We start from the raw sequence: 20,788 nt of genomic DNA, 5'->3' as shown, positions 1-20,788 counted from the left end.
GGTTAGCGGAAACGGTGGACAGCTGATTTCGGGTTCTTCGGTCGCGGGCCGTCGGCGTCTGGTGCCGCGGGCGACGCTGCGTTCTGCGCAGGTTTCGGACTCGGCGTCGCCGTCGTACTGATGAGCGATGAGTTCGTATCCCACGCGGCTGCCCACGATGGCGGCTTCTTCCAGTCGATCTGCGAGAGCCCGTGAAGGTGAGCAATCATGTGCGTCAGCACCATCAGGTCGAGCGCCTCATTTCGACGTCCGCGCACGAGCTTTTCCCAGCGGCCGTTCTTTTGCCGAGTCTCCGACGTCAGCTGCTCGAACCAGACGTGAGGCTCTTCGGGAGACCGCAGCGCGTGCGGGAAATGCACGTACCAGTCGCCGAGATCGGCCTTCTGCAGCTGCCCGGCGAGGTCATCCTTGAACAGGTTCGGGTTGAACTGCGCGACTGGAACCGTGCCGCCGGCGGCCGCGCGGTTCGATTTGCGCGCCGTGTCCGGATACGTCACAAGCAACCGCTGCGCGGTGAGAGCACTCGCGCCCTTCGTGGGGAGCACGGTCCACGCGTCGCGGCCGGAGATCTTGCCTATCAGCCGCACGACGCCCTCGAGCTTTCGCCAGCGGCGCCACGCCGCGTACGCCTGTTGCGTAACGCCAGCCTCGCCGCCGCTGTCGAACCCGAACGCGCGGACCGGCATGCGGCGGCCGCTGCCGTCGGCAAGCGGATACGTGCGCTGGATCACCTCGAGCAAGAGATCCCAGTCATCGGGCGACGTCGCTGGATCGCCGTTGACGCGGCCCTTGTCGATCACCCAGCTTTCGCCGTTCACGCCCCAGCCGCGCATGAGCCATTCGAAGCGGCCGCCGTTGGCGTCACACCCCCCGGTGATAAACCGCACGCCGTCCGGAACAAACCCCAACTTGAGGTCGCCTTCCCCGCGCTCCGCCAGCACGTTGGCGTCGAGCGAACCGACGCCGCGCTTCGGCGAGTAGAGGAAGCCCCATTGCTTGACGATGACCTGCTTCAGCGTCTTGTCGTCGCCGTCGACCTCGAGCTCGCGTTCGGCCTTCGCTTTTGCACGCGCGAGACCGCCGATGCCGCCCAGGACGAACGGCGACATCGCGCCGACAATCCAGAATCCGGCGGACTTGCGCGCGACGAGCTCGCCGCTGATGACGCCTTCCTGCGAGATCTCCTGACCGTCGCCCACCCATCCGCCGAACGGCGATCGGTACGCGGCGAGGTTCATCGCGCGGCGGTGACGGTCTTCGATCAGGCAGCCATTGACCGGACAGACGAGCCTCGCCTTTTCCTCGATCTCGTCGAGACTCCAGCCCTCCTCGTAGTGCAGCGGCATGAAGCGCGCAGCGATCGGCACCGGGCTCGACCACGCGCCGCAGTGCGGGCACGGCCAGTACCAGACGCGGCGATCACTGTCGCCGTACAGCGCCATGACGCCCGCGGTCCAGTCACGGTCCGGATTCAGGCCGCGCGCGCGGTCCGGGTGGCTCATCGCCAGCAGCATCGACTGCCGGCCGAAGGTCTGGCGCCGCACGTCGAGCAGCGCCTTGATATCGCCGAGGCCTTCGGGATACGCGTCGACCTCGTCGGCGACGATCCGCGGCGCCGACTTGTTGATCAGGTTGTTCTCGTTCGCCGACAGGAACTCGACCCTCATGCCGTCGAAGCGCTTGAAGTGCAGCGAATCGTCGACCGGGCGCGACCCGAGCCGCATGGCCATCTCCGGATGACCGTCGATCTGCGTGTTGATCCGGCTCTTGACGAAGGCCTCGAGGCCCGGATCGGTCTGCATGTACCAGAGGAAGTCGCCCGGGTCGTTGGCTACCGACTTGAGCATCCAGTTCTGCGCGACCTCCGTCTTGCCCGACTGGCCGGGCCCAACGATGACCGTCGTCAGGTAGTCCAGCCGCGTGAGCGTCTCCATCGGCCCCACGAGGTACGGTGCCTTCTCGTGGTGCCAGCGGCCAACGTAGCCGCCGCCCTGGTTCGTCAGGCGCCGGTTCAGCGCCGCATATTGCGCGACGGTCTCACGCGCCGGCGGGATGAAGGCTGCAAGTGCCTCGCGAACGATCTGATAGGGATCGGCGTAAGCGTTCTCAAGCATCGGGACCCATCAGCACTTTCAGCTCGTCGACCATCGTCGTGCGCAGGTCGTCGGTCAGCTCGCGGATCGCGTCGGCGTTCTCCTCGGGGAGCCCGAGCTTCTCGACGACCTGGTCTGCCAGCCTGTCCATGCCCTTCCCAAGGTGCACGAGCATCTTCGTGATCACCTGGCGCATCACTTCCGCTTGCACGAGCTCGCCGCGATCGCGCCGCAGCTTGTCCTCGAGGATCTCCGCTTGCACCTGGTCACGGCGCTGCCGGGCGGTCTGCTCGCCGCTGTGGATAACCGGTTCGACGCCAGGCGGCGGCACCGCGCTCGGCGGGAGCACCGTGTACTTCGCGCCCGGGTACGGATTCGCGTCAGGTGCGGCCGCGGCTTGCGCCGGCGCTCGAGCGCGCGGCGCGCCCGCACCACCCGCGAGATATGCCTTCACCGCGGCGAGATCGAACTCCCAGCCGCCGGCGCGCGTACCGCGCTTCGCGATCGGAAACGACTCGTCGCTATCCAATCGCCGGTCGAGCTTCGGGCGCGTCCAGCCGAGCGCGTCGGCGAGCGCCGCCTTGCCGATGACACCGTCGGTGCCGACCGCGACCGGTGTAACGCTCGCCTGTGTAACGTTCTTCGCCTTTTCCCGCGCTTTCGCGCCACGTTGCGTTACACCCGCATCGCTAGGCGCGGCGCGCCTTTGAGCCGCATTGGATGCCACCATAGCGTGTAACGTGTAACGAGTTTTTTTCGCTCAAAAGAACGGGAAAAACGGGCGCGCGCAATGCCCGCGTAATAGGGCTCTCCCGGAAGGACCCGCCCCGCGGCTGGCGCCGGTCACCATCCACCGGGTGACCTTCCTTTTCAGCGCCGAGCGCTGCGGACGGCCTCGCCGAGCGCAGCAGCGAGATCACGGTCGATCCACTGATCGACGATCTGCTTCGCGCGCGTGCCCCAGTTGAGCTGCTTCTTTACTGGCAAAGCATCACCAAAGCGGATGAGCAGCTTGAGCTTGCCGCGACCGTTGTTCTGCGTGGCATCAAGCTTGTTCAGCTTGCCAAGGCGTTTGCCGCGTGCGTTCAGCAGCGTGACGCGCTTCGCGTTCGTGGGCCGCTGCCACACACCGTTGATCGTTTCGCCGGACGCCGTCTTGACCGCACCGATGAAGATGTCGGGTCTGGACTTCAGCGCGGCGAGCGTGCCGCGCGGCAGTTGGCCGTACTGGTTGAGCCGGACGTTCTTCGGGTTGAGCAGAGCGCGGCTGGCGAGCTTGTGCACGCCACCGGTCTCGAACGGCTCCAGATAGCTGGCGGTGATGTCCTTCATATAGACCACCGCGGTCGGCGAGCTCTTCTTCGCGCGCTGCACGCCGACGGCGTTGCGCGTGAACGGAGACGGATTGTCTAGCGTGTCCGCGAGGTTCTCGCGCTCGGCATCTGCAACGCGCTGAGCAGTGCGGTTGATGCCCTGTGCGATCGCGAACGGCACCTGCCGCTGGATGAAATCGTTAAGACCGCGCGCTAGGTCACGTGCATTCGACGTGACCCGAATCGTCATCAGGCCGGCCATGCCGCTGATCGCACGCTGGCCTCGGGCTCGGCGTCGAAGAACGGCACCGTCGGGATCTGAAGCGGGTCGCGGCCGACGGGGAACGCCTGAACGGCGATCTCGGTGGGCTCGTCGTCGTACACACCAATGCAGACGCCGGCGGTCGGCCTGACGAAATACGGCGTGCGCACGATGACGATTTCGCCGAGGCGCGGGCGCGCGATCGTGGGCGCGGCGCCCTTTGACTTCGGTTTGTTCATCGTGTCATCCGTGGAAACCGCGCATCGATGCACCGCGCATAAACTGCTTGCTGGCGGGTAAACCCGCAATTGCAGATGGCAGGACAGCCCCAAGCTGGCTAACGATGCTCGCTCGCGCGAGCAGGAAAAGGCCCTGTCGGCAACGCCATGCCGACAGGGCAAACTAACGCCACACGCATAGGAGAAGGAAAATGGCGTATTACAACGATGGTAAATATCTCAAACAGCAGACCGGCGCCGAGTTTGATGTGCTGCACAAACCAGGACAGGTTGCACCGCACTCTGGCATCTACCGATGTGAAGTCTGCAGTGGCAGCGCTGTTTCCACGAAGGGAAATCCACTTCCGCCGCAGGACCACCACGAGCATCGCGCTTATGACAACAAGCCGATCTTGTGGCGTCTCGTCGTCAAGGCGCACTACAACTAGTAAACGCAAAAAAGCCCCGGTCGGTGGCGACTCGGGGCTTTGGAGACACTTATTCACAGTGTCAGATTAGGCGCTATATTGGGAGCAAAATTCCGCGCCGTCAACTAATTCATTCTGGCGCGCCGACGAACTCCCTGCTCGAGAGCAGATTGTCGATCTTTTTCCGCGCGGCCGACTCGATACCGTCGACGGCTGGCAGCGCCTCGCGCGTGCCCTTCGCGGGCTGCGCTTTTTGCCCGGACAGCCATAGCTTGATGATCTTGCGGTGCGCGGTGACCGTGTTCTTGCTGACGGACGCCTTCTCGGCAAGCTGCTCGAGGTTCACCTTTACATCGAATACCTGCTCTATGAGCTTGCGGCGCACAAGATGATGCGAGAGATGACCGGCGAGCGGCGTAAGCGCGGCGTGGGTGAGATCTCGAATCGCGTCGCGCCATTCTGGATTCGGTGTATAGCCAGAGCAGCATGCGTGCCGGCAATGGCACTGGAAGGATTTCGGCGCGAAGCGCGCAACGACGACGGCACGCTCCACAATCGTCAGCTGAGCGAGCTCCACATAGACTGAACTGCATCGGCGTTGCTCCTCGAGGAATATGAGCCCCCTCTGTCCCGCTTCCTCGAGCTGGTCGATCTCCGCGCGAGTGTAATTTTCGCGCGCCCACTCCCACAGGCCCCGAAGATACTCGACGCTATCGGAGCCGTCGATGAATCGACGCACCATTCCCGCCTGCCCTGCGCCATCGTTTCCGGACAGGCCTTTGCCAGTGCGCGGGGACGGCGCGGCGAGCCGATCCACCAGCGGGCGCCCCTGACCATGCATCGAATAGTTGAACGCGAACACGAGAGCGTCTTGCGGCGTGCGGAATAGTTTTTCAGTGGTCTCGCTCATCGGATGGCCTTTGTGGTTTGCATGGTCTTCAATTGCTCAATGCGCTTGCTCTGCGCGTGCAGCGTCTCGCTCAACAGCCAGAGAGCGGACGCGGAAATCTTGATCGTTTCCTCTGGATGGCCGGCACGCACGGCGCGCGTCGCCTCGCGAAGTGCGCTCTCCAGATCCGTGCGCGGGTGCGGCGCCAGCTGGCGGCTCAAACCGCCAGCTCCATGACGTCGGATTCGAAGAAGTCGCGCAGGCTCTTCCTGTTCTTGCTGCGAAGCGCGCGACAGCGCAGATATTCGGGCGTGACCCACGCGCCGCGCGGCGCTTCGATCCCCGCGCGCCGGTCCTCGGGCACATAAACCTCAACCTCGACGCGCTCGGGATCCAGCGAGCCGTCCGCCAGCTGGATTCGCCTGACGATGCGCACGCGCGCCACGTGCTCAGCGAAACCCGGTTGATAAGAGACGCGGCCCCGGCTGCCCGCGATCGCCACCATCGTCGGCACTTCGGTCGTGAGTACCATCGTCATCGTGTTTCCCCGTACAGGCGCTCGAGCGTCGCGTTGAGCAGATCGATCTGCGTCATCTTGAGAATGCGGAGGTAGTTCTGGTCGCCGTGCACACCGTTCTTGCCTTGATGGCAGTCGTCGTGACAAAGCGGAATCGTGCAAAAGTCGCCAGCGCGCTGCGCGCCGCCATGTCCGACGCGCGCGTGATGCACGTCTGTCTTTGATTCCTGCGTGCGGCCGAGCAGCGTGCAGCAGATGCATGCCATCTTCGAGATGCGTTCCATGTGCGCGCTTTCTCGCCGGTTCGGCCGGTGCTTCATGCTGCGATCTGCTGGCGGAGGGTTGAGAACGGATCGAAGCGGCCGGCACGCACCTTCGCGCGGGCGCGCTTGGTGCGGCATGCCTCGCTCGATGTCTTGCGCGGCGGACGCGGCGCGTCGGGGCCCGCGCCGAGCATCCACAGATCTTCGAGGCCGCCGTTCGAGAGCCGCCCATAGTCGCCGACGCGCGCCCGCGTGCCGCGCTGCTTGTTCAGTGCGCGCCCCACGGCGCTGATCGACACACCCAGCTCCCCCGCCAGCTGCTTCACGCTCGCTGCGCGACCGTCCGCCAGCGCGCGCTCAATGCGGTAAAAGATCGACGAATAGCCGTAGGTGCGCTGCACGCCCTGATTAGCGAGGCCGATTTTCGCGGACTCCTGTTTCGCCTGGTTGTAGGTACGACTGGGAAGAAGGCGCGCGACGCCACGCTTGACCGACTCGTCGGAGGCGTAGATCTGCCTGAGGACCGCGTGCTCTTCTTCCGTCCACGCGTGCCGGCCGAGTCTGAGTTTCAGATAGTTCCACGCGTGCTGCCGCGCACCGGCGTGCGTGCGGCCTGGCAGCCGATGCATCTCATCGATCAACGGAACACCGCGGCGCGCCACGTCGCGTAGCACGTCGTCTTCGGCTTCAGTCCAGAGCTTTCTCATGAGCCGGCTCACATCTGAGCGCGGCATATGATCTCGCCGATAAACTGATCGATTCGCGCAAGGCGATCGCGTACTCGATCTACCTTGGAAAGTGCAGATGGCAGCGCGCGACCCTCTTTGTCGTCGCTGTCATCGTCCTTGCAAAAATCCAGACCGTCCTCTACCAGAGGCGCGAGCACCCCTGCGAGTTGGCCGAGCCGATCTTCAATTCGCGTCGCGTCGTCGGACAGCTCAGCGAGCATCGACATCAAGCTCGCTCGTTTGACACAGACCTCGTCATTGTCTTCACGATCCGCGCGGGCTGCCGGAAATTTATTGCTGGTCGCCATTACCGATCCTCGTTCATGAGCTTGAGAGACCGCCGGCGTGGCCGGCGGAATGATTCGACGGTGCGTTATGCGTCCTCGTCCTGCCGCGTGGCCACGCGCGTGACGTGATACGCGCTGACGTTCACACCGGCGGCGGTGAAGCGAGCGTCGGACGACTGGCCGTAGGGGTCGAGTTCGGTCCACTGATAGCCGACGGAACCATACATATCGACGTGCACGTCCATTGCATCGTCGTCCACCAGCATGTCGATGAACGTGTGCGCCGTGCCGATCGCCGCGTCCTTATCCTTCACATGGCATGGCTGATTCGCGACGACCGTCGCCATTTCGTCGACGACGCGCTGTTTCGCTTCGGCCTTGTTGGCCGCCGTAAAGTTGATTGCGTAGCTCATGAGCTTCTCCAAGTGGATAGGTTCACCAGCTGCGGCTGGTGAGATCTTCGGTGCGCCAGCCGTGGCGGCCGTCGCGCTGAATAGCGATGAAGCGGAAAGGGAACTGGCTGGCGGCGATCTTCGTCTTCGCGCGGGCATCGTCAGTCCATCGGCCCTTCACCTCGCGAAATTCGAGCTGGCCAGCTGACGTGATGACGGGGAAATCGATGGTGATGAACGTGCGGTCCGCCAGCCGCAGCTTGATGGCCTCGAAGCGGTACCAGAGGATCACGCCGGCGTGCAGCTGCGGCGCGAGCACTTCGGCCGCGTACGCTGCCTCTGTCTTGTTCATCTTCCCGCCCGGCTGGCGGCCGAGCTGCTGCATGCGTTCAACCGGCGACATCTGCTGGACGTCGCACCACGTGAGCGAACCGGGGCTAAGAAGCGTGCGCATTGGCTTGTCGAGCGTGACAGGCGCCGTGTCCGCCAGCTCGCGAGCGGCGCTGGCGATCTGCTCACGGATCCGCGCGGTGCCCACGCGGCCACCGGTGATCGCGCTGGCGGGAAGACGAATGGTGCCCTTGCTCATGGCTTGCTGTTCCAGAGCTTGCTGATGCGTTCACGCGCCAGCAGCGGAGAATCGACGGAGTACTGCATCGTGATCGTGATATCGCAGCCCGTGCAGTCGATGCTCGCAACCCACGAGTCGAACTCGATCTGATCGTCGCGCGGATCGCCCGGCGCGCCGCCGCAGAATTTGCAGGGGTCGAGCTTCATGGAGTCAGCACCTCAATGCGGCCGCGGCCGGGTATGGAAAACCATTCGCGCGATTCGCATGTCGCGACGTCGACGTCGACGTAGTGCACGCCTCCATTCGCCAGTAGCCGCTCAGTTCGCTCGACGGTGCGACCGATGACACAGTTGAACCGAGGGCGCCAGTCGTAGACCTTCACGAGATATCGATCAAAGACGGGCGGATCGGCGTAAGGTCCGATCTCCACTGGGGCGTTCACGCGGGCACCTCGTCGGGGACTTCGAAGCCGAAGACGGAGGCCACATAGCAACGCATTGCGGCCACAAGTGGCTGGTCGGCGCACATCACGACCTTTCCATCGCGGCTCCGTGCACACCACGGCGTCAATACTTTGGGATCGTCTTCATATTCAAGACTGATGCCCCTCCGCTCGATGATCGGGCCACCTTGGCGCCATGCGCGCGAATAGAAGACCTTCACGCCAGCGTCCGTCGCGTGCCAAACGCCATTCTCGAGATAGAGTTCAGCCCATTTCGAGCCTTCAGCCTTCTCGACCCAGAAGTCGAGGTGCGGACCATTCAGTTCGACGACCTTCATGCAGTCACCTCGTCGCGGACGTCATCCTCGACGGGCACGCCGCCGAGGCGCCGCAGATTCTCGTCGTTCATCGCCCTTTCGGCGAAAAGCAGGCGACTGCATTCGCCGCGTTGCCAAGCTGTTCCAGGGAGCGGTGTCTTGCTGCGAACCACCCACACAGCCATGCCACCGATTTCGCCGATGGTTGTCACCTCTCCGGTGGTCGCAGTGAATTGCTCGCCGGGAACCGCAGGGCGAATCACCTGCACAATGCGATCGACGATGCCGGGCGTCATGTCCGTTTTGCCGTTGCTCACAACGCGAGCCATATCTCCGGGTTTGCAGTTCATTTCACACGCCCTCCAAAGGCTTTTGCGATTTCAGCCATCATGTGATCCTGAAACTCGTTGAACAAATTCGGCTCAAAGATTTGAGAATCCTTACCGGCGACGAGATACGTCACTTCGCCGTCGAGCAACCAACGACGCTCGATCTCCACGCGCGAAATGCGTTTGGGATCGGGCCGCCAAGCTGACGCCGAGGCGCGGAGCCATGACGGACCTAGCGCAACCCTCTCAAGATCGTGCAATCGAAGCGCCAATCCGAAAATGGGATCGCGGACGATATGGGTCATGATTGCGCCGACTTCCATGCGTAAATCACGTAGCCGGTCAGCTTTTCCATCGCGCGCTCGAGCGCGTGGGCGCGCCCCTTTTCGTCATCGAACGCATCGTCACGCGCGCAGACGCTTTCGCCAGTGACGATGAAACCGTTGCGCAGCTCAAGCACACAAAACGTGACCGCCTTCAGTGCCTGACGCGGCACGTACGAGCGCAGACCAGGCGGCGTGCTTCCGCGCACGCCGTCATAGGCCGTGAAGTAGTGCACGCTCCGAATTTCTCGCTGTACATCCGCCAGCGACACATACGGTTGCGGTTCAAGGTTTGCGCCTTCCATGCGTTTCTCCGTGATCGTCATCAGAAATCGGGTGGCAGAAGCGCGTCGCCGAAGAAGGCGACGATCTCCTGATAGCGCGACGCGCCCTGCTCGCGTTTGAGCACGTAGTCGATCCACGGCCCGCGGCCCGAGGCCTGCGCCACGCGAATCAGGTAATCCGGCGTCGGCTCGTTCGGGCCGCGCCGCTCGACGCGCACGCGCTTGCCCTGCGCGCCAATTCCCGAGTCCGAGAGCCACCACTGCGCGGCAGGCTCAGCGCTGGCGCCGGCGGCGGCCTGAGCGTCGAGCTCGCGCTCCGCCAGCACCTCGTCGACAAAGCACGCGACGTACGCGACGTTCAGCGCGCGCTTGTCCTTGTCCCGTTGCCGGGCGCCGGCGGCGCGAGCATGCGCGAGGCGCAGTTCAGCCTCCGTCAGCTGGCGTCCAACCCACGTCACGATGTGCACGCGATCGCGGCTTCGGTCGATGACGAGGCGCTTGCCGCGCTCGGCCTCCAGCTCGATCAGCAGGTCCGTTAGCCGCGCCTCGACGTCGAGCGGGGTCGTTCCTGCCGTTTGATCGTCGTCGGCAGCAGCGGCAGCAGCGACCGAGTTATCCACAGCGTCGCTCGCGCGCGATGCTGCTGCTGTAGTCTCTGCAGTACTCTCTGCTCTGTTAACGGAATGGGGATCTCCCTCCCCGCGGGCTTGGGTTTCTCCGTCCGGCGGCATGGGAATTTCCGCTTTCGCGAGATCGTCTTTTCCCATTTCCCGAGATGGACTTTCCCCATCTGGTGAGGTGGACTTTTCCGATGTGCTTTCGCCCTTCCTCTTCTTTGGTTTGCGCTCGGGCGGGCCGCCGGCGAGAATCCGCTCAAGTGCATCCTCGTCGATGCGGAAATAGGTGCGATGTTCAATGCGCTTCGCCGTCTCGACTAGCACGCCCAAGGCGCGCAGCTTCGCGCGTGCCGTGCGCTGCTCTTCGTACGTGAGACCCGTCTCTTTCTCAATGTCGTCAACCGTCTTGTAAACGCCCAGCTCGCTCGTCGCCTTGTCCTGCCAGTAGAAGATCTGGCAAAAGAGTACGGAGGCGCTGAGACCGCCGAGATAGCGGGCAAGGAAGGGGTAGTACGCGATCGGTCTGCCGAGCTCGCGCAGGAGGTCAGCTGCTCTCATGCGACGGTTTCCCTGATGTGGCGAGGGATTCGCTGCTCGAGCGCCATGCGTTGATCCCAAAAGCGGTAGTAGAGGTTTTTGTGCCATGTGCCAATCACAGCGGCAGGCACTTTCTCGCGACCCAGCACATGCGGCGCGCGCACGAGCACGACCTCGAAGCCGTCAGGACGACATGGTCCTTCCCACGCTGCGTATTGCGGCGGCCGAGGGCGCACGTGCCAGATACCGGCGTGTTCGGGCACGAACTGGGGAATGCCGAGCTGCTCGGGCACGACGTACACGAAGCGCGTGATCCACGCCGGCATCCCAACCCACTTCGGCTTCGAGAGGTCCTTACGCCAGTCGCCGAGCGAGACCTTCACCTCGAGCTCGGTCGCGTAGCCAGCGCGCGTCACCATGACGAAGTCGGCGCGATATTCGCCGATCTTCCCGCCCAGGCCATAGCGGATCGAGGCCTCGGGGATCAGCAGGTTCGCGCGATGATCCACGTGGCGACGGATCGCGGCGTCGACGAGCCCGGCATTGATCTCAGGCGGCTTTCTAGACTCGCTCATCGCGCACATCGACGTTCACGCGGTAGAAGGTTTGGCGACCGTCGCGCAGCTCTTCCACGAGGCCGAGCGCGACGAGCGACGTGATCTGCTGGCGAACGCCGCTCGACGACATGCCGCAAAGCACGCACAGGCGCGCGATCGTCACGCTGCACTCGCGCGTGCTCTGCACGCTCAGGTGCGACAGGCAAAGCAAAACGAGCTTCTGCGGTCCGCGAAGCTCGATATCCCAGGCGAGATTCGAAAGATGAAAGGACATGCGTTTGCGACCCCGCGCAGTGAGACAACGACAGACGTGTGAAGCGAACCTGCTCTTAGCGCACGCCGGCGCCGCACGCGCCCATGTTCATTCGCGCGCAATGGCAGTTGCTGCCGATCACGTTGCCCTCGGCGAGGTAGTCCATATAGCCCACGGTCGTCACAACAAGCCCGAGCGCACTGAAAAGCGCATTGAAGTGCTCGAGCGTCACGCCCGCGGAGTTCGAGAGGATCTTCGAAGGCATCGACGGGTCCCAGCCCGTCGCGTCGATGATCGCCTGCTTTTTCTTCGGATCTGCGATCGCTTCTCGCAGGAGTTTTTCGACGATCGGCGTACGCGAAGGCGTGATCGCGACCGTCTGAGCTACGGCATTCATAGGTGTTTCTCCGTATTCAAATATTCAGGAATGCGCATGAACGCACCGCCAGATAAAGTCGCCTCATGTTCCTCACGCGTTCGCGAGATCTCATGTTCATTCGATTCATCCGCCGTCGGCAGCACCGCCTCGGGCATAACGCCACAGCTAACAGCGCGTGCGAACTGCAACAACCATTCAGTCGGCCGCAACCTCGCGGTCAACACCGTGAGCAGCTTGCCGCCGCCCGCATCTCGCGGATCTGCCATACAGTCCATGTCAAAGAGGCCGTCGCGCAGACCGTTTTCGTCGAAGAGGCAGTGCAGGATCTGCATCTGCAGTGCCGGGTATCGATGGCCAGCATCGATAACGTCGGCGAGGACCTCGTGCAGCGAGCGCTCAGTCATTCACGCCCCCGCGGCCTTCTTCTCTTCCGTCGCCAGCAGCAGAGCGAACTTCGCGAACAACCAGCCGGCGAGCGAAAACACCGCCAGCGACGTGCAGCCAATTGCGACCTGTGCGATCACGCGCGCGAACAGAATCACGCGCGACACGATGCGGTCCGTTCGAGTCGTGCCCGGGATCGGAATCGCGCGGTCCGTGACCAGACGAATGATCACGAGGAACAGCGCGAAGCCGAAAGTGACCGCGACGATCAGCCACCAATAGAACGTCAGAAAGCGCCCGGCGACGTTATGGCCAGCCGCCAGCCAGAACCAGCCCAGACCGATCTCAGCGGCCGTCAGCAGGAATGTCGTAAGCAGCTTCATTCAGGTCCCCTGTTCAGCTGGCAACGCTTGCGCGAGGTCGGGCCAGCACTCAGCCCAATCACTTGGTCGCAAGCTCTTGCGGCTCACCGTGCCATTCGTGAGTTTTTCGATAGCCACGCAGCGCTTTGGGGGAACCGGTCGTTCGCCGTTCACCCACTGCTGCACGGTCGGCGGTTTCACGCCGATCGCGCGCGCGAGCGCCGCGTTGCCGCCAAGAAGCTTGCTGGCCCGCAGGACAGCGTCGGTGTAGGTCTCGCTCATGGGCAGCATTATATGGCATTGCCTCATTTTAGCAAGGCATTGCCGCATCGCGGGTCGCGCGGGTCAAATTAGGCAATGCTTACTGGAAAAGAATTAGGCGATGCCATAGCGCGCGCCATCGAGAAAAAGGGCGTCACGAAAAAGGCGTTCGCCGACGCCATGGGCGTCAAACCGGCATCCGTTCAGGACTGGGTCAAATACGGCCGAGTCGCTAAGACCCGTCTGGAGGACATGATCCGGTACTTCGCCGACGTCGCGGACCTGGAGTATTGGGGCTTTAATCTCAACATGACCACCTACGAGGCGAGTCCATTTTTCAAAGGAGTACGCATTACGCATGAAAAGCTAAGCCCTGAGGTAAACCCTGGTTCCTCAGTTGTATCGGGAGGCTTAAAAAGTCAGCGCGAGCAGCTAGTTGAGTTCGTGAATGAACTGATAGAAGCCTTCGAGAGCGGCAAATTGACCCCGAAGCGGTTGTCGCTCATGCGCGAATTGCTTCAGGACGGCATCGAAAGCCATCCGCCCTCTTATGCGCAGCAAAAGCTTAAGATCCGGGGCGCACATGGCGGAGAACGAAGACACACCGCACGAAAAAAGACGGGATAAGGTCGTCTATCTCGATGCATATCGCAAACCATTTGCAGGGTCCGCGGGCATCGGCGCGCCGTCGTTTTCGGTCTACGCGCACCTCTATATCGACCTTTGCTCCGACGGCGAAACGCGCTTCGGCATCGTCGGCGCAAATAGCGACAATGCCATCGGCCTGCTCGAACCAATATTTGTACTCGGCCGCCAGCTGGTGAACATGGCGACCGAATGATCAAAGCGTCGGCTTGAATGACACTCCGTCCTGATCAGGACGATAGATCGCCATCCCGAGAAACTGCACCCGCTTCTCCCCGGTTACGCCGAGGACGTCTCTCGTCGCACTGACGAAAATCATCCGATTTTCTTTGGCTGGCGAATGACCCGCCTTGGCCAGCCCCTGCGCGACTGCGACTACCAGAGCCTCGGTGTCCGCCTCCGACGTCGCCAGCCCTTCTGAAGGGAACACCTTGTAGTGGATGGTCAGCGAGAGCGCGTTGGATTCCCGCCTGTCAATCGTCACGTTTTTCCATTCAGGCCGCGGCGCCAACGCCGCCACAGCCGCCTTCACCACCTCGCCATCCGGCGCGCCGCTGGTCTGTTGCGCGTGAGCGCCGACGCACGCTAACGCGATCGCGACGGCCGCCAGCACTTTCTTCGTTCTCATTTTTTCTGCCCTGCGTGGTTGGAATGTTTTCCAGCCATTCTCCATGCGGTCAAAAAAATATGGCAATGCCTCTTTACAAGAGATATGGCATTGCCTAATATTCGCTCCATCAGATCGCAACACGGAGCGAACGATGTCCCAGCAACAGCAAGCCAACCCCACCGCCAGCGCAAGCGCACCTCGCGCCGGCGCGCGCGGCGTCCGCGCGCTGGTCCGGACTCTTCGCGTCGTGCGCAATGTCCTCGCCGTCATGGGCGTGTTCTTCGCCTACCTGCTCTATACGGGTTGGCAGCAATACGAAGACCGCATCGATGCCGGCGATACGACGTGCACCCTCACCCGTTGCCTGTGAGCGCAGCCATGCGACCGACGCCCACCCGCCTCCCCGACGAGCTGCTCGCGCAAGCGTGTCGCACGCTCGGCGTCGAAGGCGCGCCGGACGAAGCGCTGCTCAACCCCGCCGTTCGCGCCGCTGTTCAGGCCGCCGTGCGCGCCCAGATCGTCGGTCGCCCGCAGCGCCACGTCGGCCACCACGTGACGCCGCGCGTCGAGCGCGAATCCCGCACCCAAACGTGCTTCGCATTCGACGACCAGACCGTCGACCTGAAGCGACTCGCAGCCAATGACGCAGATGAGGACTGACATGAGCCTTCTCGGATATCTCGGTGTCGCTACTGCCGCCTCAGGCTGCATCGCCTGGTCGATGGTCGCGGTCGCGAAGCGCTTCGACGCCCACTTTTCCGCCCCCGCGAACGATGCATCGGGCTCTGACGGAGGCGCGGCCGCGGCGCGCCTTTCGCATGGGGTTTCCATGACCTCTGTTGCGCTCCGGCAAGGTCTGCCGGAAGTTCCGATGCGCATGCGTACGCTGCCCACCGATCCGCGCGGCTATCCGGTACCGTATTTCGTCGAGTGGATCGACGGCAAGCCTGATTTTCGCGTCGCCGATACCCGCAAGCTCGCAGCATGCATCTACTACAAGCGCTGCTGGATCTGCGGCGATTCGCTCGGCCAGTACAAGGCGTTCGTGATCGGCCCGACGTCAGCGGTCAGCCGCACGTCTGGCGAGCCGCCCTGCCATGTCGAGTGCGCGAAATTCGCGGCGCAGGCGTGCCCGTTCATCGTCAATCCGCGCGCCTCGCGTCGCGACGCAGGAATGCCCGTGAATAAGCAGGAACCGGCCGGAACGATGTTCGAGCACAACCCGGGCGTCGCGCTCGTATGGGTCACCCGCGACTCGATGGCCGTGAGCATCCGCAACGGCGTCATCTTCCGGATGGGCGAGCCCGAGCAGACTTTCTGGTACCGCGAAGGTCGTCTCGCGAACCGCGACGAGGTGCGCGCGGCTCTCGAAACCGGTTTGCCGGCGCTGTACGAGCTCGCGCATGACGAAGGCGATGCCGCGGTGCTCGAGCTGGACACGGCGGTTGCCCGCGCAACCCGCTACTTTCCTCCGCACGCCACTGGCGCAGCTATCGGGATGCCGGCATGAAGAACGTCGCGCATCCGAACATGTTCCCGTCTGCTGGCGAAGCTGTTGCAGTCGCACCGGACGGCGACGCGAAACCCATCGTGAACGGAACGCTCGCGCTCGAGATCGCGCCGCCGGCGTCGCCCTGGGCGAACCCCGTCAGCCGCCTGAAGAGCGCCGCCGGCGCCAAGGCAGCCGCCGAAGAACCGGCGCCGAAGGAGAGGCGCATCTCGCGCAGCGAGCAGGCAGTTGCTTATCTTCGCGCGAACGGCCCGGCGACTGGCGCCCAGCTGCTCACCGCGCTCGGGATCCAGAGCAAGGGAGGCATCACGCCCTTCATCGGCCCCGGCTTGCAGCGCGGCGAGATCGTGAAAGACGGCAATCGCTATGCGCTTCCGTGCCATCTCGTTGGCCATCTGCCCACACAACGCGCCAGCGCTGCGCCTGCGGAGACGCACTCGCAGCCAGCGCCGAAGGATTCCGCTGAAAAGCCCGCTGCGCCCGCCGCGCCCGCGTCGTCGACGCCGGCGCCCGAGCGCAAACCAGACTTCACGCTCTCGGCCGACGAGACGCTCGTCGTCGCGTGGCCGGACGGATCCGTGACGGTCCAGCGCGGCGGCGTGTTCGTCGAGCTCACGCCGAACGAGGCGCGGCTTCTTCGCGCGTTCGTCGGATTGCGTCAGTAATCAGGCTCTCAGGCTCGCGGCAATTTCCCCGGCTGCGTGCTCTCGGTGGCGGCTCGTACAGCGCCCCATTTTTTAAGGATTAGAGATGAGCGAGCAGAAATTCGAGCAGTGGGCATTGATTGAATTGTTCGGACACCAACGCATTGCAGGACGCGTTTCCGACCTCACGATTGGCGGCGAATCGTTCGTGCGCGTGGATGTCCCGGCATGCGAGGCGACCGACGATGAACCCGCACTCCAGGCATTCACGAAGGCCTTCGGCAAGGGCGCGATCTACGGGATCACGTTTCTCGATGAGGCTGCATCACGCCTCTTTGTCCGCCAGCTGCGCGTGCAGCCGATTGGCACGTGGGAACTGAAGCGCGCATTGCAAACCCTTCCGGTCGGCGAAGGCAGGCAGCTGAGCTTCGACCATGAAGAGACGCAGCTTTAGGCGGCGCCCCACTCCCGCGCCAACGTTGTTTCAGCTTTTCGCCGCCGTCGACGACGGGAGCATGGACTTCAGAGACGCCTACCGAATCGCCCGCGCGCAGTTGCGCGCCGCAAAGCGCCAACGCATGACGCAACACTCGAAGAGAGCGAAGCCATGAAAACGATTTTCATCTTTAACGACTCCCGCCACACCGATCTCTCGACACATATGACGGCGCTCGGCGAAGACGGACGACGTGTCGCCACCATCGTGTTCGATCGCAACACCGAGCCGCACTACGAATACGCCTTCGGATGCAAGCACGAGCTCGGCGCGAACGTCGACGCCTCGATCTCGATTCCTGTGAACGATACGCGCCGAGATCTCTTCGCCTCATATGACCGTATGTACGGCGCGGGCAACTGGATGCCGCTGCTGATCCAGCCGGGCGCCGACAACGTCGAGTGGCGCCACGCGCTCGAACTCTATCGTGCGCGCGCAGAGACCGTTGGTGCATCCGAGCCGCGGTTCAGCGTGGCGGCGCTCCTGCGCATCTTCGACGCCGTCCTCGGCACGCCCGCGGCTCCCGCGCCTTCCGCCGACCGCGTGGTGCATTGAACGCTCTTGAATGAGCGTGAATGGCCCCGAACAGATCAGGAGAGTATTCCGTGCAGAACGAACAGGCATCCATCGAATTCAAACGGCTCGGCGCCGTGCGGCCGTCTCCCACGAATCCGCGCAAGCGCTTCCCGGAGGCCGATCTGGCAGAGCTGACCGAGAGCGTGCGGAAACACGGCGTAGTGCAGCCGCTGCTCGTGCGCCCGTGGCCAGATGACGATACCGGCCTGTTCGAGATCGTCTGTGGCGAGCGCCGGTTTCGCGCAGCCAACACCGCAGGCCTCACCGAGATACCGGTTCTTGTGCGCGACCTGAACGACGATGAGGTGCTGCACATCCAGATCGTCGAGAACCTGCAGCGGAAGGATTTGCATCCGCTCGAGGAAGCCGACGGCTACAAGGTCCTCTCCGATCGCGGACACACGCTCGAGCAGATCGCGGCCGAAGTCAGCCAGACGCGCACGTACGTCGCGCAGCGCCTGAAGCTGTGCGCGCTCAGTGCGTCGACGCGCAAACTGTTCTTCGACGAGAGGCTGAACGCGAAAACCGCGCTGATGATCGCGCGCCTGCCCACCGACCTGCAGGACAAAGCGGCGAAGGAGCTCACGGCTCCGTACGTGAATGGCGAGCCGCGGACGGTCAAGGCTGCATCCGAACACATCGAGCGCACATACATGCTGCGGCTCGACCAAGCGCCATTCAAGACGTCCGACGCGGCGCTCATTCCTGCGGCCGGAGCATGCGGCCCTTGCCCGAAGCGCACCGGCAACCAGCCTGAACTCTTTGAGGACGTGCGCGGCAAGGAGATCTGCACGGATCCGGCCTGCTTCGCGAAGAAACGTGACGCGGCGGCCGCGCAGAAGCGCGCTGAAGCCGAGGCCGTTGGTCGGACGGTCATCACCGGCAAGGAAGCGAAGGCAGTACTGCCCCACCAATATAGCCAGCTACAGGGCGGCATGGTGAGACTCGACGATACCTGCTACGACGACCCGAAGCACCGCTCGTATCGCAAGATCATCGGCGCAAAGGGCGTGAAGGCCGCGGCGCTGCTCGAGAGCCCATACGACGGCAAGCTGATCGACGTCATGCCGAAGGCAGATCTCAAGAAAGCTCTCGCGGACAAGGGCGTTCAGGCGCGCAGCACTGGCACGTCGAATCCCTCTCAGTCGGCCGAGCTCGCGAAGAAGAAAAAAGCCGATGCGTATCGCGGTGAGCTCTTCCGTCAGGTTCGCGCGAAGCACGTGGGCACCGGCCTCGATGACTTCGATCTGAAGATCGTCGCCGTCACGTTCTATCGCCGCCTCTGGAACGAAAACCAGAAGCGTCTCTGCAAGCTTTACGACTGGGGCAAGAGCGCGATCAGCGAAGCAGATTTCGCGAAGAAGCTCGACGAGCTCGCCGCTGATTCGGAAGCGCTCGGCCGCCTGGTGATGGACATCGCGCTCGTCGATGAATCCGTCGCACCGACCTATTCGATGGGCAAACCGGAGCTGCTTGAGGCGATCGCGCGCGAGCGCGGCATCGACCCTGGTGTCGTGCGGAAATATGTCGAGACCGACATGCGGCCGAAGCCAAAGGAAAAGCCGGCGCCGGTAACGAAGGCGCCCCCTTCGTCGCCGAAACCCACGGCGAAGGCTTCAAACGCCAAACCCGCACCGGCGAAGAAAGTTGCCGTCAAGAAAGTCACAGCGAAGCCACCGGCGGCGAAGAAGGTTGCCCCTGCAAAGACAGCAGCGAAGAAGGTCTCGCCAGCGGCCCCCTTCAATAGCGCCGCGGCGAAAGAGGCGTGGCCGTTCCCGAACACCGGCCGCCCATGAACGAAGAACTCATCGCGCTCGCGCGCGCCGCCGGCATGTTCGTCCAGCTCGACGCCGTGATCGGGAATCAGCAGTACTCGAGCGTCAGGGGTTCGCTCGATGCGCTGCGCCGATTTGGCGATGCATACGTCGACGCACAGCGTCGCGCGAGCGGCACGCAGGATCAACAACAAAAGGTTTGAAGGACCGGGCGCGGCCGGACCACCGCGCAAAACCAACCTACGGAGATCTACATGAAGCGCATCACTTTCGCATTTGCAGCAGCTCTCGCACTCGCCGCCGCTCCCGCTTTCGCGGGCAACGGTAATGGCAATGCCTATGGCAATGGCGGCCCCGCCGGGTCGTTCTCGGTGAGCGGCGGATTCGGCTCGTCGGTCAGCACGTCCGGCGGCTCACAGGCCGAAGCCGGCCAGAACGGCAACGGCTATTCGTCGCAGTGGAGCAACTCGAGCGGCGGTGGCTATGCCATCGGCGGTACGGCAATCGGCGGCGGTGTCGGTGGTTTCGGCGTGGGCGGCATCGGCTCCGGCGCATCGGGCTCGTTCGGCTACACGGGCAGCACGTCGAGCGCGAATGCTGGTGGCTATACGAACGGCAGCGGCTATGGCGATAGCAAGTCGGGCGTCGGTACCGACGTCTCGTCGTACGGCTACTCGAATGTCAACGGCAGCTATTCGTACGGCAACTGATGAAGAGGGCCTTCGGTACGGCTAATGCCGAAGGCCCGTGCAACCACCGTTGGGGGTGACAACAATGAAACAGACTTTCATCATCGCGGCGTCGATTGTACTCCTCGCCAATGCAGCGAGCGCGATCGCACAAACGTCGACGTCGGCGAGCGCAACGCAGAACTCGGCATCGACGTCGACTGCGCAAGGGACCATTCAGTTCAGCCAGGATCCGGAGCATACGACGCAGACCGTGCGCAACGTCTCGGCGCCCGTGCTCGGCGCATACGCGTCCAGCTTCTCGCAGATGAACTGCGGCCAGACCATTCAATTCGGAGGCGCCGTCGCCGGCTTCTCGCTTGTCGGAGGCGCTTCGCACAGCCTGCAGGATTGCAAGCTCGAGGTCGCTGCAGCAGAGACGGTCCGTCAGTCGACCATCACCGAAGATGCGGACGTGAAGGCGAAACTCCAGAAGGCCGCGGTGCTCATCCGATGTCAGGTGTCAAAAGAAGTCTACGACGCATATCTCGCTGCCGGTTTTGACTGCGCTCTGAAGCCCGAAGAGTTGCAGTCGCGTACGGATACGCAGCCTGCCAACTATCGCGTCGCAGGCAACTGATGAACATCGAACGCAAGCGCCGACGCGATGCCTTCTTGGAAGAGAGTCGGCGCTATCTCTTAGCGAACCAGCCGACGACCGAGCAACTGCACGCACTGGTGCAATCCTTCGCCGCCATGGTGTCATCCGATCGCGGAGAGCGTGTGCTGGTGCTGATCGGGAAAGTGGCAATCCAGCGTGAGCGTAGTTTGCGCTCGATTGCACGCTCACGAATCTAA

Annotated in this window: 40 protein-coding genes; 14 read left to right on the top strand and 26 right to left on the bottom strand. The window is 63.3% G+C overall.

Features of this window, described 5'->3' with window-relative positions; all coding sequences use genetic code 11:
- Positions 1-2 precede the first annotated feature (2 nt).
- The 4 genes from FAZ97_RS17415 to FAZ97_RS17400 all read right to left on the bottom strand — a co-directional run bounded on the left by FAZ97_RS17415 (position 3) and on the right by FAZ97_RS17400 (position 3,907).
- Positions 3-2,114 (bottom strand): phage terminase large subunit family protein, encoded by a 2,112-nt coding sequence (locus tag FAZ97_RS17415; protein WP_158759698.1) that lies wholly within the window; start codon positions 2,112-2,114, stop codon positions 3-5.
- Positions 2,107-2,823, bottom strand: coding sequence for a hypothetical protein (locus tag FAZ97_RS17410; protein ID WP_158759697.1), 717 nt, complete (start codon positions 2,821-2,823; stop codon positions 2,107-2,109). The genes FAZ97_RS17415 and FAZ97_RS17410 overlap by 8 nt, the downstream gene beginning before the upstream one ends.
- A 140-nt stretch (positions 2,824-2,963) precedes the next feature.
- Complete coding sequence (locus FAZ97_RS17405; RefSeq protein ID WP_158759696.1) at positions 2,964-3,668, bottom strand: hypothetical protein; 705 nt, start codon at positions 3,666-3,668, stop codon at positions 2,964-2,966.
- Entirely contained in the window at positions 3,656-3,907 is a 252-nt protein-coding gene (locus tag FAZ97_RS17400; RefSeq protein WP_158759695.1) for a hypothetical protein, read from the bottom strand. The genes FAZ97_RS17405 and FAZ97_RS17400 overlap by 13 nt, the downstream gene beginning before the upstream one ends.
- A 191-nt stretch (positions 3,908-4,098) precedes the next feature.
- Here FAZ97_RS17400 and FAZ97_RS17395 point away from each other — a divergent pair, with 191 nt between their 5' ends.
- Positions 4,099-4,335 carry a hypothetical protein gene (locus FAZ97_RS17395; RefSeq protein ID WP_158759694.1) on the top strand — a complete coding sequence of 79 codons (237 nt, stop codon included), beginning with the start codon at positions 4,099-4,101 and terminating at the stop codon, positions 4,333-4,335.
- A 109-nt stretch (positions 4,336-4,444) separates the two neighbouring features.
- Here the strand turns inward: FAZ97_RS17395 and FAZ97_RS17390 are convergent, their stop codons facing one another.
- The 21 genes from FAZ97_RS17390 to FAZ97_RS17290 all read right to left on the bottom strand — a co-directional run bounded on the left by FAZ97_RS17390 (position 4,445) and on the right by FAZ97_RS17290 (position 13,027).
- Positions 4,445-5,224, bottom strand: a complete 780-nt coding sequence (locus FAZ97_RS17390; protein ID WP_158759693.1) for a hypothetical protein — start codon at positions 5,222-5,224, stop codon at positions 4,445-4,447.
- Complete coding sequence (locus tag FAZ97_RS17385) at positions 5,221-5,424, bottom strand: hypothetical protein (protein WP_158759692.1); 204 nt, start codon at positions 5,422-5,424, stop codon at positions 5,221-5,223. The genes FAZ97_RS17390 and FAZ97_RS17385 overlap by 4 nt, the downstream gene beginning before the upstream one ends.
- Complete coding sequence (locus FAZ97_RS17380) at positions 5,421-5,741, bottom strand: hypothetical protein (protein WP_158759691.1); 321 nt, start codon at positions 5,739-5,741, stop codon at positions 5,421-5,423. Before FAZ97_RS17380 ends, FAZ97_RS17385 begins: the two co-directional genes overlap by 4 nt.
- Positions 5,738-6,004, bottom strand: coding sequence for a hypothetical protein (locus FAZ97_RS17375; RefSeq protein WP_158759690.1), 267 nt, complete (start codon positions 6,002-6,004; stop codon positions 5,738-5,740). Before FAZ97_RS17375 ends, FAZ97_RS17380 begins: the two co-directional genes overlap by 4 nt.
- Before the next feature lie 32 nt (positions 6,005-6,036).
- A complete protein-coding gene (locus FAZ97_RS17370) occupies positions 6,037-6,690 on the bottom strand; it encodes a hypothetical protein (protein ID WP_158759689.1) in 654 nt (217 codons plus the stop codon).
- An 8-nt stretch (positions 6,691-6,698) separates the two neighbouring features.
- Complete coding sequence (locus tag FAZ97_RS17365; RefSeq protein WP_158759688.1) at positions 6,699-7,019, bottom strand: hypothetical protein; 321 nt, start codon at positions 7,017-7,019, stop codon at positions 6,699-6,701.
- A gap of 65 nt (positions 7,020-7,084) precedes the next feature.
- Positions 7,085-7,411, bottom strand: a complete 327-nt coding sequence (locus tag FAZ97_RS17360) for a hypothetical protein (protein ID WP_158759687.1) — start codon at positions 7,409-7,411, stop codon at positions 7,085-7,087.
- A gap of 22 nt (positions 7,412-7,433) precedes the next feature.
- On the bottom strand, positions 7,434-7,979 hold the full coding sequence (locus FAZ97_RS17355) for a hypothetical protein (RefSeq protein WP_233271782.1): 546 nt from the start codon (positions 7,977-7,979) through the stop codon (positions 7,434-7,436).
- Positions 7,976-8,167 carry a hypothetical protein gene (locus tag FAZ97_RS17350; RefSeq protein ID WP_158759686.1) on the bottom strand — a complete coding sequence of 64 codons (192 nt, stop codon included), beginning with the start codon at positions 8,165-8,167 and terminating at the stop codon, positions 7,976-7,978. Before FAZ97_RS17350 ends, FAZ97_RS17355 begins: the two co-directional genes overlap by 4 nt.
- Complete coding sequence (locus FAZ97_RS17345) at positions 8,164-8,403, bottom strand: hypothetical protein (RefSeq protein ID WP_158759685.1); 240 nt, start codon at positions 8,401-8,403, stop codon at positions 8,164-8,166. The genes FAZ97_RS17350 and FAZ97_RS17345 overlap by 4 nt, the downstream gene beginning before the upstream one ends.
- On the bottom strand, positions 8,400-8,741 hold the full coding sequence (locus FAZ97_RS17340; RefSeq protein WP_158759684.1) for a phage protein NinX family protein: 342 nt from the start codon (positions 8,739-8,741) through the stop codon (positions 8,400-8,402). The genes FAZ97_RS17345 and FAZ97_RS17340 overlap by 4 nt, the downstream gene beginning before the upstream one ends.
- A complete protein-coding gene (locus FAZ97_RS17335; protein WP_158759683.1) occupies positions 8,738-9,070 on the bottom strand; it encodes a hypothetical protein in 333 nt (110 codons plus the stop codon). The genes FAZ97_RS17340 and FAZ97_RS17335 overlap by 4 nt, the downstream gene beginning before the upstream one ends.
- Complete coding sequence (locus FAZ97_RS17330) at positions 9,067-9,354, bottom strand: hypothetical protein (protein ID WP_158759682.1); 288 nt, start codon at positions 9,352-9,354, stop codon at positions 9,067-9,069. The genes FAZ97_RS17335 and FAZ97_RS17330 overlap by 4 nt, the downstream gene beginning before the upstream one ends.
- Positions 9,351-9,677, bottom strand: a complete 327-nt coding sequence (locus FAZ97_RS17325) for a Gp49 family protein (protein WP_199272143.1) — start codon at positions 9,675-9,677, stop codon at positions 9,351-9,353. The genes FAZ97_RS17330 and FAZ97_RS17325 overlap by 4 nt, the downstream gene beginning before the upstream one ends.
- Positions 9,678-9,697: 20 nt before the next feature.
- Positions 9,698-10,831: a hypothetical protein gene (locus tag FAZ97_RS17320; RefSeq protein ID WP_158759680.1), complete on the bottom strand. Its 1,134-nt coding sequence runs from the start codon at positions 10,829-10,831 to the stop codon at positions 9,698-9,700.
- Complete coding sequence (locus FAZ97_RS17315; RefSeq protein ID WP_158759679.1) at positions 10,828-11,385, bottom strand: hypothetical protein; 558 nt, start codon at positions 11,383-11,385, stop codon at positions 10,828-10,830. Before FAZ97_RS17315 ends, FAZ97_RS17320 begins: the two co-directional genes overlap by 4 nt.
- Positions 11,372-11,641: a helix-turn-helix domain-containing protein gene (locus FAZ97_RS17310; RefSeq protein WP_158759678.1), complete on the bottom strand. Its 270-nt coding sequence runs from the start codon at positions 11,639-11,641 to the stop codon at positions 11,372-11,374. The genes FAZ97_RS17315 and FAZ97_RS17310 overlap by 14 nt, the downstream gene beginning before the upstream one ends.
- A 55-nt stretch (positions 11,642-11,696) precedes the next feature.
- Positions 11,697-12,017: a DNA-binding protein gene (locus FAZ97_RS17305; RefSeq protein ID WP_158759677.1), complete on the bottom strand. Its 321-nt coding sequence runs from the start codon at positions 12,015-12,017 to the stop codon at positions 11,697-11,699.
- Positions 12,014-12,403, bottom strand: coding sequence for a hypothetical protein (locus FAZ97_RS17300; RefSeq protein ID WP_158759676.1), 390 nt, complete (start codon positions 12,401-12,403; stop codon positions 12,014-12,016). The genes FAZ97_RS17305 and FAZ97_RS17300 overlap by 4 nt, the downstream gene beginning before the upstream one ends.
- On the bottom strand, positions 12,404-12,766 hold the full coding sequence (locus FAZ97_RS17295) for a hypothetical protein (protein ID WP_158759675.1): 363 nt from the start codon (positions 12,764-12,766) through the stop codon (positions 12,404-12,406).
- Positions 12,767-13,027 carry a transcriptional regulator gene (locus FAZ97_RS17290; RefSeq protein WP_158759674.1) on the bottom strand — a complete coding sequence of 87 codons (261 nt, stop codon included), beginning with the start codon at positions 13,025-13,027 and terminating at the stop codon, positions 12,767-12,769.
- A 75-nt stretch (positions 13,028-13,102) separates the two neighbouring features.
- Between FAZ97_RS17290 and FAZ97_RS17285 the strand changes: the two genes are divergently transcribed.
- Together FAZ97_RS17285 and FAZ97_RS17280 are read left to right on the top strand one after the other, a co-directional pair.
- Positions 13,103-13,633, top strand: a complete 531-nt coding sequence (locus FAZ97_RS17285; protein ID WP_158759673.1) for a helix-turn-helix domain-containing protein — start codon at positions 13,103-13,105, stop codon at positions 13,631-13,633.
- Positions 13,590-13,847: a hypothetical protein gene (locus FAZ97_RS17280; protein ID WP_158759672.1), complete on the top strand. Its 258-nt coding sequence runs from the start codon at positions 13,590-13,592 to the stop codon at positions 13,845-13,847. Before FAZ97_RS17285 ends, FAZ97_RS17280 begins: the two co-directional genes overlap by 44 nt.
- Here FAZ97_RS17280 and FAZ97_RS17275 read toward each other — a convergent pair whose 3' ends face one another.
- Positions 13,848-14,279: a hypothetical protein gene (locus FAZ97_RS17275; RefSeq protein ID WP_158759671.1), complete on the bottom strand. Its 432-nt coding sequence runs from the start codon at positions 14,277-14,279 to the stop codon at positions 13,848-13,850.
- 133 nt (positions 14,280-14,412) lie between these two features.
- Here FAZ97_RS17275 and FAZ97_RS17270 point away from each other — a divergent pair, with 133 nt between their 5' ends.
- The 11 genes from FAZ97_RS17270 to FAZ97_RS17220 all read left to right on the top strand — a co-directional run bounded on the left by FAZ97_RS17270 (position 14,413) and on the right by FAZ97_RS17220 (position 20,788).
- Positions 14,413-14,631 (top strand): hypothetical protein, encoded by a 219-nt coding sequence (locus FAZ97_RS17270; RefSeq protein ID WP_158759670.1) that lies wholly within the window; start codon positions 14,413-14,415, stop codon positions 14,629-14,631.
- Positions 14,632-14,639: 8 nt separating this feature from the next.
- The gene (locus tag FAZ97_RS17265) at positions 14,640-14,921 is read left to right on the top strand and encodes a hypothetical protein (protein WP_158759669.1); all 282 of its coding nucleotides are present in this window, start codon (positions 14,640-14,642) and stop codon (positions 14,919-14,921) included.
- A 1-nt stretch (position 14,922) separates the two neighbouring features.
- Positions 14,923-15,771 (top strand): hypothetical protein, encoded by an 849-nt coding sequence (locus FAZ97_RS17260; RefSeq protein WP_233271781.1) that lies wholly within the window; start codon positions 14,923-14,925, stop codon positions 15,769-15,771.
- Positions 15,768-16,436, top strand: coding sequence for a hypothetical protein (locus tag FAZ97_RS17255; protein ID WP_158759668.1), 669 nt, complete (start codon positions 15,768-15,770; stop codon positions 16,434-16,436). The genes FAZ97_RS17260 and FAZ97_RS17255 overlap by 4 nt, the downstream gene beginning before the upstream one ends.
- An 85-nt stretch (positions 16,437-16,521) precedes the next feature.
- On the top strand, positions 16,522-16,869 hold the full coding sequence (locus FAZ97_RS17250) for a hypothetical protein (protein WP_158759667.1): 348 nt from the start codon (positions 16,522-16,524) through the stop codon (positions 16,867-16,869).
- Between the two features lie 153 nt (positions 16,870-17,022).
- Entirely contained in the window at positions 17,023-17,466 is a 444-nt protein-coding gene (locus FAZ97_RS17245) for a hypothetical protein (protein WP_158759666.1), read from the top strand.
- A 50-nt stretch (positions 17,467-17,516) separates the two neighbouring features.
- Entirely contained in the window at positions 17,517-19,283 is a 1,767-nt protein-coding gene (locus FAZ97_RS17240) for a ParB/RepB/Spo0J family partition protein (protein ID WP_158759665.1), read from the top strand.
- Complete coding sequence (locus FAZ97_RS17235) at positions 19,280-19,465, top strand: hypothetical protein (RefSeq protein ID WP_158759664.1); 186 nt, start codon at positions 19,280-19,282, stop codon at positions 19,463-19,465. The genes FAZ97_RS17240 and FAZ97_RS17235 overlap by 4 nt, the downstream gene beginning before the upstream one ends.
- Before the next feature lie 51 nt (positions 19,466-19,516).
- A complete protein-coding gene (locus tag FAZ97_RS17230) occupies positions 19,517-19,972 on the top strand; it encodes a hypothetical protein (protein ID WP_158759663.1) in 456 nt (151 codons plus the stop codon).
- A 37-nt stretch (positions 19,973-20,009) separates the two neighbouring features.
- Positions 20,010-20,570, top strand: coding sequence for a hypothetical protein (locus tag FAZ97_RS17225; RefSeq protein WP_158759662.1), 561 nt, complete (start codon positions 20,010-20,012; stop codon positions 20,568-20,570).
- Positions 20,570-20,788 (top strand): hypothetical protein, encoded by a 219-nt coding sequence (locus FAZ97_RS17220; protein WP_158759661.1) that lies wholly within the window; start codon positions 20,570-20,572, stop codon positions 20,786-20,788. Before FAZ97_RS17225 ends, FAZ97_RS17220 begins: the two co-directional genes overlap by 1 nt.

The organism is Paraburkholderia acidiphila (assembly GCF_009789655.1).
Classification (GTDB): Bacteria; Pseudomonadota; Gammaproteobacteria; order Burkholderiales; family Burkholderiaceae; genus Paraburkholderia; species Paraburkholderia acidiphila.
Note: the sequence above shows the minus strand (reverse complement) of the source record. Positions and strands in the feature narration are given on the sequence as shown.

What these genes read in the sequence shown, in the direction of transcription:
- FAZ97_RS17310 (WP_158759678.1), bottom strand. Translation starts at nt 11,641, where the DNA reads ATGTCCTTTCATCTTTCGAATCTCGCCTGGGATATCGAGCTTCGCGGA.
- FAZ97_RS17235 (WP_158759664.1), top strand. Translation starts at nt 19,280, where the DNA reads ATGAACGAAGAACTCATCGCGCTCGCGCGCGCCGCCGGCATGTTCGTC.
- FAZ97_RS17330 (WP_158759682.1), bottom strand. Translation starts at nt 9,354, where the DNA reads ATGACCCATATCGTCCGCGATCCCATTTTCGGATTGGCGCTTCGATTG.
- FAZ97_RS17380 (WP_158759691.1), bottom strand. Translation starts at nt 5,741, where the DNA reads ATGACGATGGTACTCACGACCGAAGTGCCGACGATGGTGGCGATCGCG.
- FAZ97_RS17265 (WP_158759669.1), top strand. Translation starts at nt 14,640, where the DNA reads ATGCGACCGACGCCCACCCGCCTCCCCGACGAGCTGCTCGCGCAAGCG.
- FAZ97_RS17305 (WP_158759677.1), bottom strand. Translation starts at nt 12,017, where the DNA reads ATGAATGCCGTAGCTCAGACGGTCGCGATCACGCCTTCGCGTACGCCG.
- FAZ97_RS17245 (WP_158759666.1), top strand. Translation starts at nt 17,023, where the DNA reads ATGAAAACGATTTTCATCTTTAACGACTCCCGCCACACCGATCTCTCG.
- FAZ97_RS17350 (WP_158759686.1), bottom strand. Translation starts at nt 8,167, where the DNA reads ATGAAGCTCGACCCCTGCAAATTCTGCGGCGGCGCGCCGGGCGATCCG.
- FAZ97_RS17360 (WP_158759687.1), bottom strand. Translation starts at nt 7,411, where the DNA reads ATGAGCTACGCAATCAACTTTACGGCGGCCAACAAGGCCGAAGCGAAA.
- FAZ97_RS17285 (WP_158759673.1), top strand. Translation starts at nt 13,103, where the DNA reads ATGCTTACTGGAAAAGAATTAGGCGATGCCATAGCGCGCGCCATCGAG.
- FAZ97_RS17355 (WP_233271782.1), bottom strand. Translation starts at nt 7,979, where the DNA reads ATGAGCAAGGGCACCATTCGTCTTCCCGCCAGCGCGATCACCGGTGGC.
- FAZ97_RS17375 (WP_158759690.1), bottom strand. Translation starts at nt 6,004, where the DNA reads ATGGAACGCATCTCGAAGATGGCATGCATCTGCTGCACGCTGCTCGGC.
- FAZ97_RS17320 (WP_158759680.1), bottom strand. Translation starts at nt 10,831, where the DNA reads ATGAGAGCAGCTGACCTCCTGCGCGAGCTCGGCAGACCGATCGCGTAC.
- FAZ97_RS17250 (WP_158759667.1), top strand. Translation starts at nt 16,522, where the DNA reads ATGAGCGAGCAGAAATTCGAGCAGTGGGCATTGATTGAATTGTTCGGA.
- FAZ97_RS17390 (WP_158759693.1), bottom strand. Translation starts at nt 5,224, where the DNA reads ATGAGCGAGACCACTGAAAAACTATTCCGCACGCCGCAAGACGCTCTC.
- FAZ97_RS17340 (WP_158759684.1), bottom strand. Translation starts at nt 8,741, where the DNA reads ATGAAGGTCGTCGAACTGAATGGTCCGCACCTCGACTTCTGGGTCGAG.
- FAZ97_RS17260 (WP_233271781.1), top strand. Translation starts at nt 14,923, where the DNA reads ATGAGCCTTCTCGGATATCTCGGTGTCGCTACTGCCGCCTCAGGCTGC.
- FAZ97_RS17410 (WP_158759697.1), bottom strand. Translation starts at nt 2,823, where the DNA reads ATGGTGGCATCCAATGCGGCTCAAAGGCGCGCCGCGCCTAGCGATGCG.
- FAZ97_RS17255 (WP_158759668.1), top strand. Translation starts at nt 15,768, where the DNA reads ATGAAGAACGTCGCGCATCCGAACATGTTCCCGTCTGCTGGCGAAGCT.
- FAZ97_RS17365 (WP_158759688.1), bottom strand. Translation starts at nt 7,019, where the DNA reads ATGGCGACCAGCAATAAATTTCCGGCAGCCCGCGCGGATCGTGAAGAC.
- FAZ97_RS17405 (WP_158759696.1), bottom strand. Translation starts at nt 3,668, where the DNA reads ATGGCCGGCCTGATGACGATTCGGGTCACGTCGAATGCACGTGACCTA.
- FAZ97_RS17370 (WP_158759689.1), bottom strand. Translation starts at nt 6,690, where the DNA reads ATGAGAAAGCTCTGGACTGAAGCCGAAGACGACGTGCTACGCGACGTG.
- FAZ97_RS17270 (WP_158759670.1), top strand. Translation starts at nt 14,413, where the DNA reads ATGTCCCAGCAACAGCAAGCCAACCCCACCGCCAGCGCAAGCGCACCT.
- FAZ97_RS17220 (WP_158759661.1), top strand. Translation starts at nt 20,570, where the DNA reads ATGAACATCGAACGCAAGCGCCGACGCGATGCCTTCTTGGAAGAGAGT.
- FAZ97_RS17415 (WP_158759698.1), bottom strand. Translation starts at nt 2,114, where the DNA reads ATGCTTGAGAACGCTTACGCCGATCCCTATCAGATCGTTCGCGAGGCA.
- FAZ97_RS17275 (WP_158759671.1), bottom strand. Translation starts at nt 14,279, where the DNA reads ATGAGAACGAAGAAAGTGCTGGCGGCCGTCGCGATCGCGTTAGCGTGC.
- FAZ97_RS17295 (WP_158759675.1), bottom strand. Translation starts at nt 12,766, where the DNA reads ATGAAGCTGCTTACGACATTCCTGCTGACGGCCGCTGAGATCGGTCTG.
- FAZ97_RS17315 (WP_158759679.1), bottom strand. Translation starts at nt 11,385, where the DNA reads ATGAGCGAGTCTAGAAAGCCGCCTGAGATCAATGCCGGGCTCGTCGAC.
- FAZ97_RS17280 (WP_158759672.1), top strand. Translation starts at nt 13,590, where the DNA reads ATGGCGGAGAACGAAGACACACCGCACGAAAAAAGACGGGATAAGGTC.
- FAZ97_RS17395 (WP_158759694.1), top strand. Translation starts at nt 4,099, where the DNA reads ATGGCGTATTACAACGATGGTAAATATCTCAAACAGCAGACCGGCGCC.
- FAZ97_RS17290 (WP_158759674.1), bottom strand. Translation starts at nt 13,027, where the DNA reads ATGAGCGAGACCTACACCGACGCTGTCCTGCGGGCCAGCAAGCTTCTT.
- FAZ97_RS17335 (WP_158759683.1), bottom strand. Translation starts at nt 9,070, where the DNA reads ATGAACTGCAAACCCGGAGATATGGCTCGCGTTGTGAGCAACGGCAAA.
- FAZ97_RS17300 (WP_158759676.1), bottom strand. Translation starts at nt 12,403, where the DNA reads ATGACTGAGCGCTCGCTGCACGAGGTCCTCGCCGACGTTATCGATGCT.
- FAZ97_RS17325 (WP_199272143.1), bottom strand. Translation starts at nt 9,677, where the DNA reads ATGGAAGGCGCAAACCTTGAACCGCAACCGTATGTGTCGCTGGCGGAT.
- FAZ97_RS17230 (WP_158759663.1), top strand. Translation starts at nt 19,517, where the DNA reads ATGAAGCGCATCACTTTCGCATTTGCAGCAGCTCTCGCACTCGCCGCC.
- FAZ97_RS17400 (WP_158759695.1), bottom strand. Translation starts at nt 3,907, where the DNA reads ATGAACAAACCGAAGTCAAAGGGCGCCGCGCCCACGATCGCGCGCCCG.